The sequence below is a fragment of the Bradyrhizobium genosp. A genome, assembly GCF_049949275.1.
Lineage (GTDB): Bacteria > Pseudomonadota > Alphaproteobacteria > Rhizobiales > Xanthobacteraceae > Bradyrhizobium.
This window is the reverse complement of sequence record NZ_CP188196.1, coordinates 832,354-848,305: the sequence shown is the minus strand read 5'-3', so window position 1 is coordinate 848,305 and position 15,952 is coordinate 832,354. Positions and strand designations below refer to the sequence as shown.

At 64.1% G+C, this 15,952-nt stretch carries 12 protein-coding genes and 1 pseudogene; 8 read left to right on the top strand and 5 right to left on the bottom strand.

Annotation, left to right across the window (positions count from 1 at the left end):
- Positions 1 to 262: 262 nt before the first annotated feature.
- Entirely contained in the window at positions 263 to 490 is a 228-nt protein-coding gene (locus tag ACP2YP_RS03900; protein WP_426422401.1) for a hypothetical protein, read from the bottom strand.
- Between the two features lie 238 nt (positions 491 to 728).
- Between ACP2YP_RS03900 and ACP2YP_RS03895 the strand changes: the two genes are divergently transcribed.
- The 3 genes from ACP2YP_RS03895 (at position 729) to ACP2YP_RS03885 (ending at position 4,514) form a co-directional block, all read left to right on the top strand.
- Positions 729 to 3,254: a glycogen/starch/alpha-glucan phosphorylase gene (locus ACP2YP_RS03895; protein WP_426422399.1), complete on the top strand. Its 2,526-nt coding sequence runs from the start codon at positions 729 to 731 to the stop codon at positions 3,252 to 3,254.
- A gap of 92 nt (positions 3,255 to 3,346) precedes the next feature.
- Positions 3,347 to 3,694 (top strand): hypothetical protein, encoded by a 348-nt coding sequence (locus tag ACP2YP_RS03890; protein WP_426422397.1) that lies wholly within the window; start codon positions 3,347 to 3,349, stop codon positions 3,692 to 3,694.
- Positions 3,695 to 3,698: 4 nt separating this feature from the next.
- Entirely contained in the window at positions 3,699 to 4,514 is an 816-nt protein-coding gene (locus tag ACP2YP_RS03885) for an acyl-CoA thioesterase (protein ID WP_426422396.1), read from the top strand.
- A gap of 205 nt (positions 4,515 to 4,719) precedes the next feature.
- On the opposite strand, the gene ACP2YP_RS03880 is transcribed toward ACP2YP_RS03885, so the two are convergent.
- The 3 genes and pseudogenes from ACP2YP_RS03880 to ACP2YP_RS03870 all read right to left on the bottom strand — a co-directional run bounded on the left by ACP2YP_RS03880 (position 4,720) and on the right by ACP2YP_RS03870 (position 9,997).
- Positions 4,720 to 6,336, bottom strand: coding sequence for a phosphoenolpyruvate carboxykinase (locus tag ACP2YP_RS03880; RefSeq protein WP_426422394.1), 1,617 nt, complete (start codon positions 6,334 to 6,336; stop codon positions 4,720 to 4,722).
- Between the two features lie 280 nt (positions 6,337 to 6,616).
- Positions 6,617 to 9,183: pseudogene (locus ACP2YP_RS03875) on the bottom strand (CHAT domain-containing protein).
- Between the two features lie 79 nt (positions 9,184 to 9,262).
- Positions 9,263 to 9,997: a HugZ family protein gene (locus ACP2YP_RS03870; protein ID WP_426426463.1), complete on the bottom strand. Its 735-nt coding sequence runs from the start codon at positions 9,995 to 9,997 to the stop codon at positions 9,263 to 9,265.
- Positions 9,998 to 10,240: 243 nt separating this feature from the next.
- On the opposite strand from ACP2YP_RS03870, the gene ACP2YP_RS03865 reads away from it, so the two are divergent.
- The 5 genes from ACP2YP_RS03865 to ACP2YP_RS03845 all read left to right on the top strand — a co-directional run bounded on the left by ACP2YP_RS03865 (position 10,241) and on the right by ACP2YP_RS03845 (position 14,217).
- Positions 10,241 to 10,942 carry a response regulator transcription factor gene (locus tag ACP2YP_RS03865; protein WP_027535781.1) on the top strand — a complete coding sequence of 234 codons (702 nt, stop codon included), beginning with the start codon at positions 10,241 to 10,243 and terminating at the stop codon, positions 10,940 to 10,942.
- A 115-nt stretch (positions 10,943 to 11,057) separates the two neighbouring features.
- Positions 11,058 to 12,848: a stimulus-sensing domain-containing protein gene (locus ACP2YP_RS03860; RefSeq protein ID WP_426422392.1), complete on the top strand. Its 1,791-nt coding sequence runs from the start codon at positions 11,058 to 11,060 to the stop codon at positions 12,846 to 12,848.
- Positions 12,845 to 13,294, top strand: coding sequence for an HPr kinase/phosphorylase (locus ACP2YP_RS03855; protein WP_426422390.1), 450 nt, complete (start codon positions 12,845 to 12,847; stop codon positions 13,292 to 13,294). Before ACP2YP_RS03860 ends, ACP2YP_RS03855 begins: the two co-directional genes overlap by 4 nt.
- A 207-nt stretch (positions 13,295 to 13,501) precedes the next feature.
- The gene (locus tag ACP2YP_RS03850) at positions 13,502 to 13,903 is read left to right on the top strand and encodes a PTS sugar transporter subunit IIA (RefSeq protein ID WP_007597752.1); all 402 of its coding nucleotides are present in this window, start codon (positions 13,502 to 13,504) and stop codon (positions 13,901 to 13,903) included.
- Positions 13,900 to 14,217: an HPr family phosphocarrier protein gene (locus ACP2YP_RS03845; protein WP_426422388.1), complete on the top strand. Its 318-nt coding sequence runs from the start codon at positions 13,900 to 13,902 to the stop codon at positions 14,215 to 14,217. Before ACP2YP_RS03850 ends, ACP2YP_RS03845 begins: the two co-directional genes overlap by 4 nt.
- Before the next feature lie 9 nt (positions 14,218 to 14,226).
- Here ACP2YP_RS03845 and ACP2YP_RS03840 read toward each other — a convergent pair whose 3' ends face one another.
- The gene (locus ACP2YP_RS03840; RefSeq protein ID WP_426422387.1) at positions 14,227 to 15,852 is read right to left on the bottom strand and encodes a glycosyltransferase family 39 protein; all 1,626 of its coding nucleotides are present in this window, start codon (positions 15,850 to 15,852) and stop codon (positions 14,227 to 14,229) included.
- Positions 15,853 to 15,952 lie beyond the last annotated feature (100 nt).

Here is a 15,952-nt window from a genome sequence, read left to right as displayed (position 1 = left end):
CCTCCGCAACAGCCTTGGAAAATCTAAGTTGCTCCAATTCCAGCCCCGCGACAAAACGCCTCAATCACCCGAACCGGATCGTCACGGCCTACCACTTCGTCCAGAACCTCGGGAAAAAGCGTCGCCTGGTATCGCGATTGTCCCGTCACGTGCGCCATCGTCGCCTCGAATCAAGCCATACCAAAACACCATAACTCACACGGTTTTCACACAGCCTGGAAGGCCGGGACGACGACGGGAGAAGTTTGCGCCTAGTCTTTACTCACATCCCCGACATCAACTTATCCCCGCATGCGCTCGCGTAAAACTTGCCGCCGCATTGGCGCTTGATGGCGGCGCAACGAGCGGCAGGAGATGCATTTTGCGGAAGCGAGAAGCCGCAGCTGAGGCCGTCGGCGCTGCGGCCCTTGCCGGCGGCGAAGGCGGCGCTCGAGGTGGCGATGCAGATGACGAGAAGCGCTGCGGCAGCGATTTCGATCAGCAGTCTCATGGGGCGTCTCCTCCACACTGATGGCTGAATCTGTGCCCAATGTAGCATCAAATCCACGGTGCTCCGTGCTCGTCCGGGTTCCCAAATCGGCCCGTTCCTTGCATAATTTTGCGCCAGCGCAGTGCACGGCCGCGCCAGCGATGGTTCCGGTGCAGGGGCAAGACGCGTAAGTTACATGCCGCGTAGGTTACAAGACGCGTAGGGTTAGTGGTGTTCTCGCGACCAGGAAGTGACGGCCTTGCAAGATCAATCGTTCCAGCCAAATTTCCCCGCCCCGGGTCAGCCCATCGACGAACTCGCGCTGTCGGAGATCAAGGGCGCGATCCTGGCGAAGCTGCGCCTTGCCATCGGCAAGGATGCGGGCATGGCGACCAAGCATGACTGGTACCAGGCCGCGGCGCTCGCGCTGCGCGACCGCATCGTGCATCGCTGGCTCTCGGCCGAGAAGCGCAGCTACGACGCAGGCCGCAAGCGCGTCTATTATCTCTCGCTCGAATTCCTGATCGGCCGCCTCTTCACCGACGCGCTCAACAACATGGGCCTCTTGAAGATCTTCGATGTCGCGCTCGGTGATCTCGGCGTGTCGCTGCCTGAGCTGCGCAAATGCGAGCCGGACGCGGCGCTCGGCAATGGCGGCCTCGGCCGTCTCGCCGCCTGCTTCATGGAGAGCATGGCGACACTGTCGATCCCCGCGATCGGCTACGGCATCCGCTACGATTACGGCCTGTTCCGCCAGATCATCAATCAGGGCTGGCAGCAGGAATATCCGGACGAATGGCTCGGCTTCGGCAACCCCTGGGAATTGCAACGGCCGGAGGTGATCTATGACATCAATTTCGGCGGCGGCGTCGAGCATGTCGACGACAAGGGCCGCGACCGCGCGATCTGGCACGCGAGCGAGACCGTGCAGGCGATCGCCTATGACACGCCGATCGTCGGCTGGCGCGGCCAGCACGTCAACGCGCTGCGGCTGTGGTCGGCACGCTCGCCCGATCCGCTGAAGCTCGACGCTTTCAACAAGGGCGACTATGTCAGCGCCAGCGCCGAGCAGTCGCGTGCGGAAGCGATCTGCAAATTCCTCTATCCGAACGACGAGAGCCCGGCGGGCCGCGAGCTGCGCTTGCGCCAGGAATATTTCTTCGTCTCGGCATCGCTTCAGGATCTGATCAAGCGGCATCTTGCCTCCGATGGCCAGCTGCGCAGCCTGTCGTCCAAGGTCGCGGTGCAGCTCAACGACACGCATCCGAGCCTCGCCGTCACCGAGCTGATGCGCATCCTCGTCGACCTCCACAATTTCCGCTGGGACGAGGCCTGGAAGATCACGGTCGCGACGCTGTCCTACACCAATCACACGCTGCTGCCGGAAGCCCTGGAGACCTGGCCGGTCGAGCTGTTCGAGCGGCTGCTGCCCCGCCATCTCGAGATCATCTACCGCATCAACGTGCAGCATCTCGCGCTCGCCGAAGCGCGCGCCCCCGGCGACATCGATTTCCGCGCCTCGGTCTCGCTGATCGACGAGAAAAGCGGCCGGCGGGTGCGCATGGGCCAGCTCGCCTTCGTGGGCTCGCACCGCATCAACGGCGTCTCGGCGATGCATTCGGATCTGATGCGCGAGACGGTGTTTCACGATCTCAACCATCTCTATCCCGGCCGCATCACCAACAAGACCAACGGCATCACCTTCCGCCGCTGGCTGATGCTGGCGAACCCGAAGCTGACCGATTTGTTGCGCGAGACCTGCGGCGAGGCCGTGCTCGACGACCCGACCCAGCTCTCGCTGATCGAGGCCCGTGCCAGCGACGCCGAATTCCAGAAGAAATTCCGCAGCGTCAAGCTTCACAACAAGACCGCGCTTGCGCGCCTGATCGGCGAACGGCTCGGCATCATGGTCGACCCGACCGCGCTGTTTGACGTGCAGATCAAGCGCATCCACGAATACAAGCGCCAGCTCCTCAACGTCATCGAGACCGTCGCGCTGTATCAGTCGATCAAGGACGATCCCAACGGCAATTGGGTGCCGCGGGTCAAGATCTTCGCGGGCAAGGCGGCGGCGAGCTACCGCTACGCCAAGCTGATCATCAAGCTGATCAACGACGTCGCTGAAATCGTCAACAACGATCCCGCCATCGGCGGCAAGCTGAAGGTCGTGTTCCTGCCCGACTACAATGTCAGCCTCGCGGAAGTGATCATTCCCGCAGCCGACCTCTCCGAGCAGATCTCGACCGCCGGCATGGAAGCCTCCGGCACCGGCAACATGAAGCTGGCGCTCAACGGCGCCATCACCATCGGCACGCTCGACGGCGCCAATATCGAGATCCGCGACCATGTCGGGCCTGAGAACATCGCGATCTTCGGCATGGAGGCCGGCGACGTGATGATCCGGCGCAAGCAGGGGCTCGATGCCTCCGACGTGATCCGCAATTCGCCAAAGCTCCAGCGCGCCATCAATGCGATCGGCGCAGGCGAGTTCTCGCCCGGCGATCCCGGCCGCTTCGAATCCATCGCGCATGCGCTGCGCTATATCGACCACTACATGGTCAGCGCCGATTTCGATTCCTATTACGAGGCGCAGCGCGCGGTCGACGCGCGCTGGCAGGTGGCGCCGGCATGGACCCGCGCCTCCATCCTCAATGTCGCGCGCATGGCCTGGTTCTCGTCCGACCGCACCATTCGCGAATATGCCGAGGAAATCTGGAACGTGCCGGTCAATCCGATCACGCCGCCGTTCCAGACGGCAGAGGACGTGCGCGACGCCGCGAGCTGATTTTTCCGCAGCGTGAAATCGGCGTTACCTCCGTGGTCATTGATTTGGCAGGATAGCCATCATATGACGGCGAGAGCTTTCTCGAGCCGGAGATGGTCGTGCCCGTCGGCGAATACACCAGCCCGGATGGGCAGCTTCAATTGCTCGTCATCTGTCCTGACGGCGACTGGACGCTGGGTTTCGACGGCTTCCCGTGGCACACGCACGGCAGCATCCTAGCCAGTCTCTCCGGGCAGGACGAGGAAACCGCCATCGACAACTTCGTTGCCGATTTAACCAGCGGCAAGAGCGTCATCGCAGTGAAGCGCATAAGCGGCTCGGTGGCGGATGTCTGGGTCACAGACGATCCGGCGGACGATCTTTCGAGTTCGCAAAAATATGGTCCCGATGATGAGACGATGGAATTTCGTCTTTGGGACGGAAGCATAGTGAAGGTTTGAGCCAATGCACGCCAAGCTCCCGCACCCCTTCGACGACGCCATCCGCATCACCGCCGGTGACTCCAGCTGGCAGGGGCACACCAGCGACGATTACTGGGCCTTCGTCGGCCCGTTCGGCGGCGCCACGGCCGCGACCATCCTGCGCGCGCTGATCGAGCATCCGCAACGCGCCGGCGATCCGCTGGCGCTGACCGTCAATTACTGCGCGCCGATCGCCAAGGGACCGTTCGATCTCGACCTCCGGCTGGTGAAGGCCAACCGCTCCAGCCAGCACTGGAGCGTCGAACTGTCGCAGGGCGGCGGCGAGGTCGCGACGCTCGCCACCGCCGTGTTCGCCGAACGCCGGCCGTCCTGGGAGCACAGAGTGGCGAAAGTCCCGGAGGCGAAGCCGTTCGAACAGATGATGCCGTTCCCGAAACTCGCGGCGTCCTGGGCCAACCAGTATGAATTCCGCTTCGTCGAGGGTGAGATGCGCTTCGGCCCGCCGCAGGCCGAGTTTGCGAGCACTTTCTCAAAGCTCTGGATCGGCGACCGCGAGCCGCGCAAGCTCGACATGTTGTCACTGATGTCGATGTCGGACGCCTTCTTCGCCCGCATCTTCCACGCACGACGCGAGCTGGTGCCGTTCGGCACGGTGTCCCTGACGACCTATTTCCACACCGACGCGGAAGAGCTCGCGGCTGAAGACATCACCCGCGTGCTAGCGACCGCCGATTCGAAGATCATGCACAAGAGCTACGCCGACCAGAACGCCGAGCTGTGGTCGCCGAACGGAAGGTTGCTCGCAACCACGACGCAGATCGCGTATTTCAAGGCGTAGCCTTCTTTCCCTCTCCCCTTGTGGGAGAGGGTCGCTTCGCAAAGCGAAGCGGGGTGAGGGGTTCTCTCCGCGAGCGAACCTTTATCCAGCGTACGGATAGAACCCCTCATCCGGCGCTTCGCGCCACCTTCTCCCACAAGGGGAGAAGGAAGAAACAAAAAGGGCGGCCTCTCGGCCGCCCTTTTGCATTCCAAGCGATACGAAATTACTCCGCCGCGAGCTTCACGTCGGGCGCAGCCGCGCGCACTTCGGCGTCGACCTGGGCCTCGAACTTGGCAAAGTTCTTCTGGAACATGCCGACCAGGCTACGTGCGGTCTTGTCGAACTCGTCCTTGTCCTTCCAGGTGTTGACCGGATTGAGGATCTCGCTCGGCACGCCCGGCAGCGCGGTCGGGACCGCGAAGCCGAAATATTTGTCGGTGCGGAATTCGACGTTGCGAAGCGAGCCGTCGAGCGCGGCGGTCAGCAGCGCGCGCGTCACCTTGATCGGCATGCGCGAGCCCGTGCCGTACTTGCCGCCGGTCCAACCGGTGTTGACCAGCCAGCAGTCGACATTGTGCTGGGCGATCAGGTCGCGCAGCATGTTGCCGTAGACGCTGGGGTCGAGCGGCAGGAAGGGTGAGCCGAAGCAGGTCGAGAATTCGGGCTGCGGCTCGTTGCCGAGGCCGCGCTCGGTGCCGGCGACCTTGGCGGTGTAGCCGGAGAGGAAGTGGTACATCGCCTGCGCCGGCGACAGCTTCGCAATCGGCGGCAGCACGCCGAAGGCATCGGCGGCGAGCATCACCACGTTCTTCGGCTGCGGCGCACGGCCGGTGCGCGAGGCGTTCGGGATGAAGTCGAGCGGGTACGCAGACCTTGTGTTCTCGGTCTTGGAGCCGTCGTCGAAATCGACGATTCGGGTATCTTCGTCGAGCACGCAGTTCTCGAGCACAGCGCCGAAGCGGGTCGACGCCGCGTAGATCTCGGGCTCGGCTTCCTGCGAGAGCTTGATGCACTTGGCGTAGCAGCCGCCTTCGAAGTTGAACACGCCGTTCGGGCCCCAACCATGCTCATCATCGCCGATCAGCGTGCGGTTCGGATCTGCCGATAGCGTGGTTTTTCCGGTGCCTGATAGCCCGAAGAAGATCGCGGTGTCGCCGTTGGCGCCGACATTCGCCGAGCAGTGCATCGGCATCACGCCGCGCTCGGGGAGATAATAGTTCAGCGTGGTGAAGACCGACTTCTTCATCTCGCCGGCGTAGTAAGAGCCGCCGATCAACACGATTCTGCGGGCGAAGTCGATCGCGACGACGTTCTCCGACTTGCAGCCATGGCGCTTCGGATCGGCGCGGAAGCTCGGCATGTCGATGATGGTGAGCTCGGGCGTGAAGCTCGACAGCTCGACCGCCTCGGGACGGATCAGCAGCGTGCGGATAAACAGCGAGTGCCAGGCGAGCTCGGTGAAGACGCGGGTCTTGATCCGGTAGGCCGGATCAGCGCCGCCATAGAGGTCTTGCGCGAACAGGCTCTTGCCTTCGGCGTGCTTGAGGAAGTCCTGATAGAGCGTCTCGAACTGCTCCGCAGTGATCGACTGGTTGCCTGCCCACCACATCTTCTGGTCGGTGGTGGCGTCACGCACCGTGAACTTGTCCTTCGGGCTGCGGCCGGTGAACTCGCCGGTGTCGGCGCAGAGCGCACCGTCGGCGGACAGCACCGCTTCGCCCGCGGAGAGCGAGTATTGATAGAGTTGCGGCGCGCGGAGGTTCCAGTGAACCTGTTTGAGATTCTTTAAGCCGAATTTGTCGGCGCCGAAGGCACCGTTGCGCACGCCCGTCTCTTGCACGAAAAATCCTCCTAGAACCCGCGACACATAGCGCGACCTAACCTTGGCGCCATCGCGGTCACCGTGAATTACAGGCCGTCGGCCTCGGTTGGACGACCTAATACTGATGAACGCTGACGTTGCCAAGCCGATCCCGCAGGATTTGGTTTATTCAAGGACCGCGCCAAACGTCGCGCATGTCAGCTCTGAGCAAGCCAATGCAAAAATCACGAATGATCGCGCAACCAAACGCGTGTTTCGACGTTGTCAGGTGTTTTGCGACGCACAATGCTGCGCCGGTCTATTGTACCGCGCCTTCACCGATCAGCGCGAACGGCCCCCATATCGCGGGGTAGGCATTGCGGGGCGACGAGGTGTCATCAACGTACGTTAACATCGCGCGCCGCAGAGCTTCGGCTCTGCCGATTTTTGGTTCGTTTTTGAGCAGATCGAAAGTCGAAGTGGTCAAGCGGGTGGCAGCCACCGAATCCACTGGCCCAGTGCGAAACCAAGAGCGCGCGCGCACCGGCATAGAAGAAGGGCGCCCGGCTTGTCGCCGGCGATCGTGTTGCAGGCCGACAGCACGACCCAATCGGCATTGAGCTTGAGCTGGGCGACTTCGCTCGCCGTGAGCAGGCCATCATCGAGCTCCGAGGGCTGATCGGGAATCGAGAGCGCAAGCGATGGCTCGCCCACACCCTTGATGTCGCCGGCGACGAGGCCGTGGGTCGCAAAGTAGATGATGCTGTATTGAGCAAGCGGTGCACGCTTGAGCGTCGTTTCGCTGGCATCGCGGCCGAGATGAATGTCGGCATCAGTCGCACCGACATCTTTCGCCACGGCATTCAGCTCGTCTGCAGTATCGGGCAGTTGCGGCAGCGCCTGCGCAAGCCGCGTGCGATCGACGCCGGCGCCGCGCCAGAAATCGGTATAGGCTGACGTCACGATGCTGCGCGCGGCAACCGTGCCGCTTGCAGCGCGGCGATCGGCGGGACCGCGCTCGGCCGGATTGAACACGGGATCGCCAAAGCCGGTCATCGGCTTGACGCCCTGATCCCTGCGCGCAAAGGCGCGCAGCGATTTCAGGCTGACCAGCGATGGCAGCACCGAGACAGCTTGACGCCGCAGCAGCCAGGCGGCGCTGCGATAGCCTTCGAGCGTCTCCGGGATCGCAGCTTGCGGTGTCTCCGTGACGAGCAGATGAAACGGCAGCGCAGTGAGCGCGCCCGACGGCACTGTGAGCAGGCTGCGCTTGTCCCTGGTCAGCGCCTCGACCGGGCCGAGCAGCGTGAGATAGAGCTCGTTGGCGAGCGCGAGATCGAACAAGCCGGATTTGCCGGAGCCATCGCGCGCCTTGCCGACATCGAGACCTCGGCGGAACGCCGTGACCTTCTGCGCCAGCGCGTCTGCGCCAAGCGGAATTTCCTTCCAGTCGGCGCCCTCGCGCGTGATGGCGATGACATAGCTGCGCTTGTCGACGACGGAATAGACCACCATCGCCTCGTCGGCCGACAGCAGGGGCTGGACGTCCTTGACCGTCACCGGCAGCGGGTTGGAGAGTGAGGAATAGTCGGGGAATTCAATGGCGAGCGTCTTCTGCAAGCCGGCGCGCTCGCTTGTGATGGCCGCGATCCGCGCGCGGCTGCGCTGCTCGGCGGCGACGTCGCGCTGCGCCGACGGCTTCGACACGGCCGCGATGATCGCTTTGTCCAGCGCCTCGGATTCGGCTCCCAGATCCTGGTCCTTGCGCACCAGCTCGGCGAGACGGTCGCTGCCGGCGGCGAGCCGCACCGCGAGCTTGTTCACGGCCGATGCGGCGGAGGATTGCGTGCCGCGCTGGATCGCGGCGAGCGCCTCGTCCAGCGCCTTGTCTTGCGGCAGCAGCGATTGCTGGCGCGCCGCAAGCAGGATCGGCAGCACCACGCGCAATTGCGCGCGGTCGTTCGCAAGCGTTTTTTCCGCGAGCGGCAACGCGTCCGCAGTTCGCCCGGACACAAAGAGGAAATAGGCAAGATTGCTGGTGGATGTCGCAACATCCGGATGATCCGGCCCAAGCGCACGCTCGCGGATGGCGAGCGCGCGGCGATACAGCGGTTCGGCATCGGCGTAGCGCTGCCGGTGCTCGTAGAGGCCGGCGAGATTGTTGAGGGACCGCGCGACGTCGGGATGATCGGGCCCCAGCGCTTTTTCCCGGATCGCAAGCGAGCGCTTGATCGGCGCTTCGGCATCGGCGTCGCGACCGAGGTCGCGATCGACCTGGCCCATGTTGTTCAGGACCGTGGCGACCGCAGGATGCTCGGGCCCGGCGGCCTTCTGGTAGATCGCGAGCGCGCGCTGAAACAGCGGTTCGGCTTCGGCCTGGCGCTGCTGCCGGACATAGAGCGTGGCCAGATTGTTGAGAGCCTGGCCGACATCGGGATGCTCGCGCGACAAGCTCCTTTCCCGGACGGCCAGCGCGCGCTTGAACAGCGGCTCGGCCTCGGCAAAGCGGCTCTGCCGCTGATACAGCGCGGCGAGATTGGTCAGTTCGGCCGCGACCAGTGCGTTGTCGAGACCAAGCGACTTCTCCATCAATGCAATCGAACGCTTGTAGAGCGGCTCGGCGAGGTCGTCCCGGCCCTGACCGGCATGGACCTGACCGAGATTGTTCAATGCGGCCGCAAGTTCGCGACCATTGTCGCTCTTCTCCAGGCTCGCGGCCAACGCCTGCGCCAGGGGAAGCGCTTCCGAATATCTGCCGGCCTTGGTGAGCTCGTTGATCCTGGCGCTCTCCGTCGCGAGATTGCCCTTCTGGGCAAGGCCCGGCGTGGCCAGCGATGCAGTGATCGCGAGCGCCAGGCCCGCGACCAATGCCAAACGACGCGTCATGAACCCTCTCGCTGCCAATCTCAGACCGATCACGATCTTGGGTCGCAGCGATGGGAGGCAACGTTCAAACTATTGCGGGTTAGTCCGTCTTCGCACGCGCTTCGCCCACCAGACGGACCAACATCTTGCGCAGCGCCGTGCCGTTGCTCACCCGCTCCGGAAAATCCAGCCGCAGCGCGGTCTGGCCGTCCTGCATGTCGAGGCCTTCGGGGTCGCAGCCGGTGCAGCGCCAGTCGCCCGCGGCCGCGCCGAGCAGCCTTGTTGCGTACAAGTCCATGGCGTCACGGTGGTCGGCGTTCATGTGCTCGACCGCCCCCTCCTCCGCCGCCAGCAGGTCCTCGGCGCCGGCGAGGTCCGTGAGGAACTGCTCCGGCTTGAGATCGACGATCCGGCCAAAGCCTGCGACCAGATGGGTTCCCGCAGGCCGGATCCGGAAGAAGGCAAAATCCTTAAATGAGACAAAGGCTTCCGCCGCCGGATGGGCATTGAGATACCGCCGCTGAAGCAGATCCTTCTCGTCCTCGGCCTGTTCGGCCCGGCCGGACAGCATGATCCGGGCGCCTTCCAGCGGATCGCCGGCGGAGCGCTCATCCAGCATCAGGGAAACCCGGCCGTCTGCGAGGATGTTCTTGGTATGAACCGCCAATCGGGAGATCAGCAGGATCGGCGAGCCGTCGGGGTGGCTGGCCAGATTGACCAGGGAACAGTAGGGATCGCCGCTGCCCGGCATGAGCGTAGCGAGCGCACCCTGCCGCGACCGCCTGAGCAGCGACTTGGCGAGCTTTCCGGCGTCAAAATCGGGGGGCGGTTGCATTGGCTTTCTCGGCTCAGGTGGTTGCAAGGCGGGCCGTTTTTCGGGTAAACGGGGGCCCGGTTATGGGTCGATATGCGGCGAATCCGCCGTGTTTCGTGGAACTTGGTCACACTTCAGCCCAGCTTGCATTGCTCGGTGACAAGGTTCGAACGCCAAATTCGGCACCCATCATGTATGCGGCGCATCACTGGATTGCTCGCCGTTTAAGCCACGACCCAAACGGAAAGCAGAAAGCAGAGGCTCATGCCCACAATCGCTTTGGTCGACGACGACCGCAACATTCTCACATCCGTCTCGATCGCGCTGGAAGCCGAAGGCTACCGCATCATGACCTACACCGACGGCGCCTCCGCGCTTGACGGTTTCCGCACCACCCAGCCCGATCTCGCCATCCTCGATATCAAGATGCCGCGCATGGACGGCATGGAGACGCTGCGCCGTCTCAGGCAGAAATCCGACCTGCCGGTAATCTTCCTGACCTCCAAGGACGAGGAGATCGACGAGCTGTTCGGTCTCAAGATGGGCGCCGACGATTTCATCCGCAAACCGTTCTCGCAGCGCCTGCTGGTCGAACGCGTCAAGGCCGTACTGCGCCGCTCGGCGCCGAAGGATCCGACCGTCGCACCGAAGGAGAACGATGCCAAGGCGCTCGACCGCGGCCTGCTGCGCATGGATCCGGAACGGCATACCTGCACCTGGAAGAACGAGCCGGTGACGCTGACGGTCACCGAATTCCTCATCCTCCAGGCACTGGCGACACGGCCCGGCGTGGTCAAGAGCCGCAACGCGCTGATGGACGCCGCCTATGACGACCAAGTCTATGTCGACGACCGCACCATCGACAGCCACATCAAGCGGCTGCGCAAGAAGTTCAAGGTGGTCGACAACGATTTCGAGATGATCGAGACGCTTTACGGCGTCGGCTATCGCTTCAAGGAAGCCTGAGGCGCACGCGCCTTCACGACAGATGAGGGCTGCGCCGGTTCTGATTCCATCGGAACCGGGCATGCTCTAGGATGCGGGGACCGTCGCACGAGCTGTCCTAACGCGGGCGTAAGCATTGCTTGACCGAACGCAGCCTGATCCGAGTTCGAACGCCGAGGACGTTACCGCCCACGGCGCCTCGGAGCATGAGGACAAGCCGGTCGCGCGAGGCTGGGGGCCGCTGAACTGGCTCAAGCGCGCCGGCCAGTTCTTCTTCGCGTTGTCCTTCTCGAGCCTGACCCGCCGCATCGTCTCGCTCAACCTCGCAGGCCTTGTCGCCCTGGTCGCGAGCATCCTCTATCTGTCGCAGTTCCGCGCCGGCCTGATCGACGCGCGCGCGCAAAGCCTGCTGGTGCAGGCCGAAATCATCGCCGGCGCCATCGGCGCCTCGGCGACGGTGCAGACCAATGCGATCACCGTCGACCCCGAGCGGCTGCTCGACCTGAAACTGGGTGAGAGCTATGGCGGGCCCGACGATTCGCTGGATTTTCCGATCAATCCCGAGCGCGTGGCGCCGGTGTTGCGCACGCTGATCTCGCCGACCAAGACCCGCGCTCGGATTTTCGATCCCAACGGTTCGGTGTTGCTCGACAGCCGTGACCTCGACGTTCTCAGGGCCTTTCCGCTGCCGCCACCGTCCGAGAAACCCGGGCTGGTCGAGCGCGCCATGGTCGCGACCCGGACCTGGCTGAATCGCGGCGACCTTCCGCTCTATCGCGAACTCGGGCGCGAAAACGGCAATGGCTATGTTGAAGTCGCCGATGCGCTCCAGGGCCAGAAGCGCTCCATGGTCCGGGTCAATGCGCGCGGCGAGGTGATTGTCTCGGTTGCGGTCCCCGTGCAGCGCGCGCGCGCCATCCATGGCGCGCTGATGCTGTCGACGCAGGGCGACGAAATCGATCAGATGGTCACGGCCGAGCGCCTCGCGATCCTGAAAGTCGGCGGCGTCGCTGCCGCGGTCATGATCATGCTGTCGCTGCTGCTCGCGAGCACGATCGCAGGCCCCGTGCGCCGGCTCGCCGACAGCGCCGAGCGGGTCCGCCGCCGGATCAAGACCCGCGTCGAGATTCCCGACTTCACCCGCCGCCGCGACGAGATCGGCCATCTCTCCGGCGCGCTACGCGATATGACCAGCGCGCTCTACAAGCGGATCGAAGCGATCGAGATGTTCGCCGCCGACGTCGCCCACGAGCTGAAGAACCCTCTGACCTCGCTGCGCTCCGCGGTCGAGACGATGCCGTTGGCGCGCAACGAGAACAGCCGGGCCCGCCTGCTCGAGGTGATCGAGCACGACGTCAAGCGGCTCGACCGCCTGATCTCGGACATCTCCGATGCGAGCCGGCTCGATGCCGAATTGCAGCGGCAGGATGCGATCCCGGTCGATCTGAGGCGGCTCCTGGGCACGCTCGTTGCGGTCGCCAATGAAACCAAGCTCGGCCACGACGTCGCCGTCGAGGCACGCTTCGAGGGCCGCAGCCCGACCGACATTTTCGCGGTCACGGGCCATGATTCGCGGCTCGGGCAGGTAGTCTCCAACCTGCTCTCCAACGCACAATCGTTCTCGGAAGCCGGCAGCAAGGTGCGCCTGACCTGCCGCCGCGTCCGCGGCGAGATCGAGATCGTGGTCGACGACGACGGCCCCGGCATCCGCGACGACGCGCTGGAGCGCATCTTCGAGCGCTTCTACACCGACCGGCCGCATCAAGGCTTCGGCCAGAATTCCGGCCTTGGCCTGTCGATCTCCAAGCAGATCGTCGATGCGCACGGCGGACGCATTTGGGCGGAGAATCGCGCCGGCCCCGCTGATGAAGACGGGGCGCCGACGGTTGCCGGCGCGCGCTTCGTGGTGAGGCTGCCGGCGCTATGAGCGACGGCGGGCCGAGCGTTCACGCCTCCGCGGTCAAGGTCGGCCCTCTGGCGGTGCTGATCCGCGGGCCCTCGGGCGCCGGTAAGTCGCGCCTTGCCTTCGATTTGATCATGGCGGGGCGCTCAGGCGTGGTCGAAAGCGCCGTCCTGGTCGGCGACGACCGTGTCCATCTGGCGACAGTCGGCCACGAAATTTCGGTTCGTCCCGCCCCTCTCCTGGCCGGCCTGATCGAGATTCGCGGGCTTGGCATCCGCCGCTGCGACTTCGCGGAGCATGCGACCGTCGGCCTCGTGGTCGATCTGGACGCCGACGACGCCGAACGGCTGCCGCCGTCGGAATCGCTGAAAACCACCATTTTGGGTGTCGAAATACCGCGAATCCCGGTCAGGCGCGGCGATTCACCGCTCCCCTTGGTTGTCGCAGCCTTGACCACTACCAAGAGTTAATCTCCAGCTAATCCTTCAGGCGATTGTTTGAAGGGAAATTGTAACCATATGAACCCCACACTCGCGACCGAGTAGACCGGCGCAGCTCCCCTTATCCATCCGTCTAGATTTAGGGAGATACGCAACATCCCCCCTTGCGCGGGGGCTCTGGATGGTCAAAGTGGCGCGTTCGTGCGGTGCACCAAAAGCGCCCGCGGGAGTTTTCCGATGATTGGTCTAGTACTTGTGACCCACGGGCGCCTTGCCGACGAATTCAAGGCAGCGCTTGAGCATGTCATGGGCCCACAAAAGCAAATCGAAGCGATTACGATCGGTGCCGAAGACGATTCCGATCTCTGCCGAAGCGACATCATCGAGGCGGTTAACCGCGTCGATTCCGGCGATGGCGTTGCGATCCTCACCGACATGTTCGGCGGCACTCCGTCGAACCTTGCGATATCCTGCATGAGCCGGCCCAAGGTCGAAGTGCTCGCGGGCATCAACCTGCCGATGCTTGTGAAGCTCGCCAAGGTGCGCGAGGAGCGTCCACTGCCCGACGCAATCGCGATGGCCCAGGAAGCCGGCCGCAAATACGTCACCATCGCCAGCCGGGTGCTCGCCGGCAAATGAGTGACGACGCGCCGCAAGCGGGGACAGGCGTGCCCGCGGGTGCGATCTCCAAAGAGCTCCTGATCATCAACAAGCGCGGCCTGCATGCGCGCGCCTCGGCGAAATTCGTCCAGGCGGTCGAGCGCTTCACCGCGCAGGTGTGGGTGACGCGCGGCGGCGAAACCGTCGGCGGCACCTCGATCATGGGCCTGATGATGCTCGCGGCCGGACCGGGCACGACGATCACGGTCGCCGCCGCCGGCGCCGATGCGGAAGCCGCGCTTGCGGCGATCACCGAGCTCGTTGAAAGCAAGTTCAACGAGGAAGGGGTTTAGGCCCCTCGCTCACTTCTCTGGCGGGGCGATGTAGACGTTCCACGTCATCGACGGGCCGGCCTTGCCGTGGGTGAAGCGGCGCGTCGTCATCACCATGCGCTCGGCGTTCGGCGCGATTTCGGACACCCATTTTTCGAATGCGGGCAGGCGGCCATCGGTCGGATCGAACACGCCGATAAAGCCGTACTTCTTGACGTCGTCGAGTGACGTCAGCCCGGACCCCCACGCTTCGTTCGGCGTGAACGCCGCCGGATGATCGGGGCTGTAGAACACCATCGGCTGGATCGATTCCATGGTGCCGGCAACGATCGCCCAGCGCGAGGCGAAGCGCGAATGCCAGGCTTGCGTCAGCTCGCGCGCGAGCTCCGAGCGTGCGCCATAGGTCGCCGTGTTGTCCGAATTCACCGCCATCTCGCGTGCGGCGATCCAGGGTGACGCGACAAGCGTCGCGACGCTGAGCACCAGCCAGATCGCGGTGATGTTGAACAGCACGGCACTCTGCACCCGCAGCGCCGGAATCGCGACCAGTGCGAGCGGCACCAGGAAGAACAGCGAGATGCCCCAATCGGTCTTCATGTAGATGGAGAACGCGAGCGCGCCGAGCGGCGGCCCGGCCGCGACGATGATCTGGATGATCCAGATGTTCAGCGCCTGGGAAACGTTGACGCCCAAATTGGCGCCGCGCGCCCAGGCCCGCGTGACAATGCGCAACGGCGCGCGCACAAGCAGCGCCGGCCAAGGCGGCACCAGCGCCATCGCAAGTGCGGCGAGCGCCACGGGCAGCGCCAGCAGCGCGGCGTTGTGCAGGACATAGCCGAACACGAGCTGCCGCACCTGGCCGGCATCCTCGATGCTGTAGGTGTCGCCGGCATAGGTCAGCGGCACGAAATGCGCATCCGCAAGCCAGACGATGTGCGGGATCATCGCCACCAGCAGCGTCACGATCGCGACCCACGGCGCCGGCGACAGCAGGAATTTTATACGCGCCGGATGGATCAGCGCGGCAAGGCCGATGGCGCCGATCATGGTCAGCACCCAGTATTTGGTCATCAGCGCCAGCGCGCCGGCGAGCCCGAGCCAGATTCCGGACTGCCAGCTCCGCTTCTCGAACGCGTTGAGATAAGCGAGCACGACCAGCGGCAGAGTGACGAGCTGAAGCAGATCGGGGTTGTACTTGAAACCCTTGAAATTGAAGATCGGATAGAGCGCGACCATTACCACGACCAGGAACGCGCGGCGCGGATCAACGACGCGCAACGCGACCAGCCAGCAGATCACCATGCCGACGCTGACGGTCGCCATCGCCAGGGCATAGGTCGCCCAGTCCGCCGCCGGGAAGACCTTGAACCAGAGCCCGGCGATCCAGCCCGACAGCGGCGGATGCTTGCCGTAGCCCCACAGGAATTTCTGGCCCCAGCCCCAGGCTTCTGCGACGTCCATGTGAACGTCCTGCGCCGCCTTGAGATTGATCAGGATGAAGGTCCAGATCACCGCATGCAGGATGGCGAGCTGGATCACCAGCCAGAGCCGGGCTGAGGGGCGGGTCGCGTAGGCAACCAGCCAGGCCCGGAAACGGTCAAAGCTGAGGCGGGTCTTCGCGCGCGCCCGGGCGGAGGGGATCGAGGTCGTTGACATCGGCGTTGCGTAGCGCGTTTTGGGCTCGCGTGGAATCAGCTTGGCGTGAAGAAAGGCCCTGAAAATACAGCAATATGGTTGCCGCACGGGGGTGTGAGTG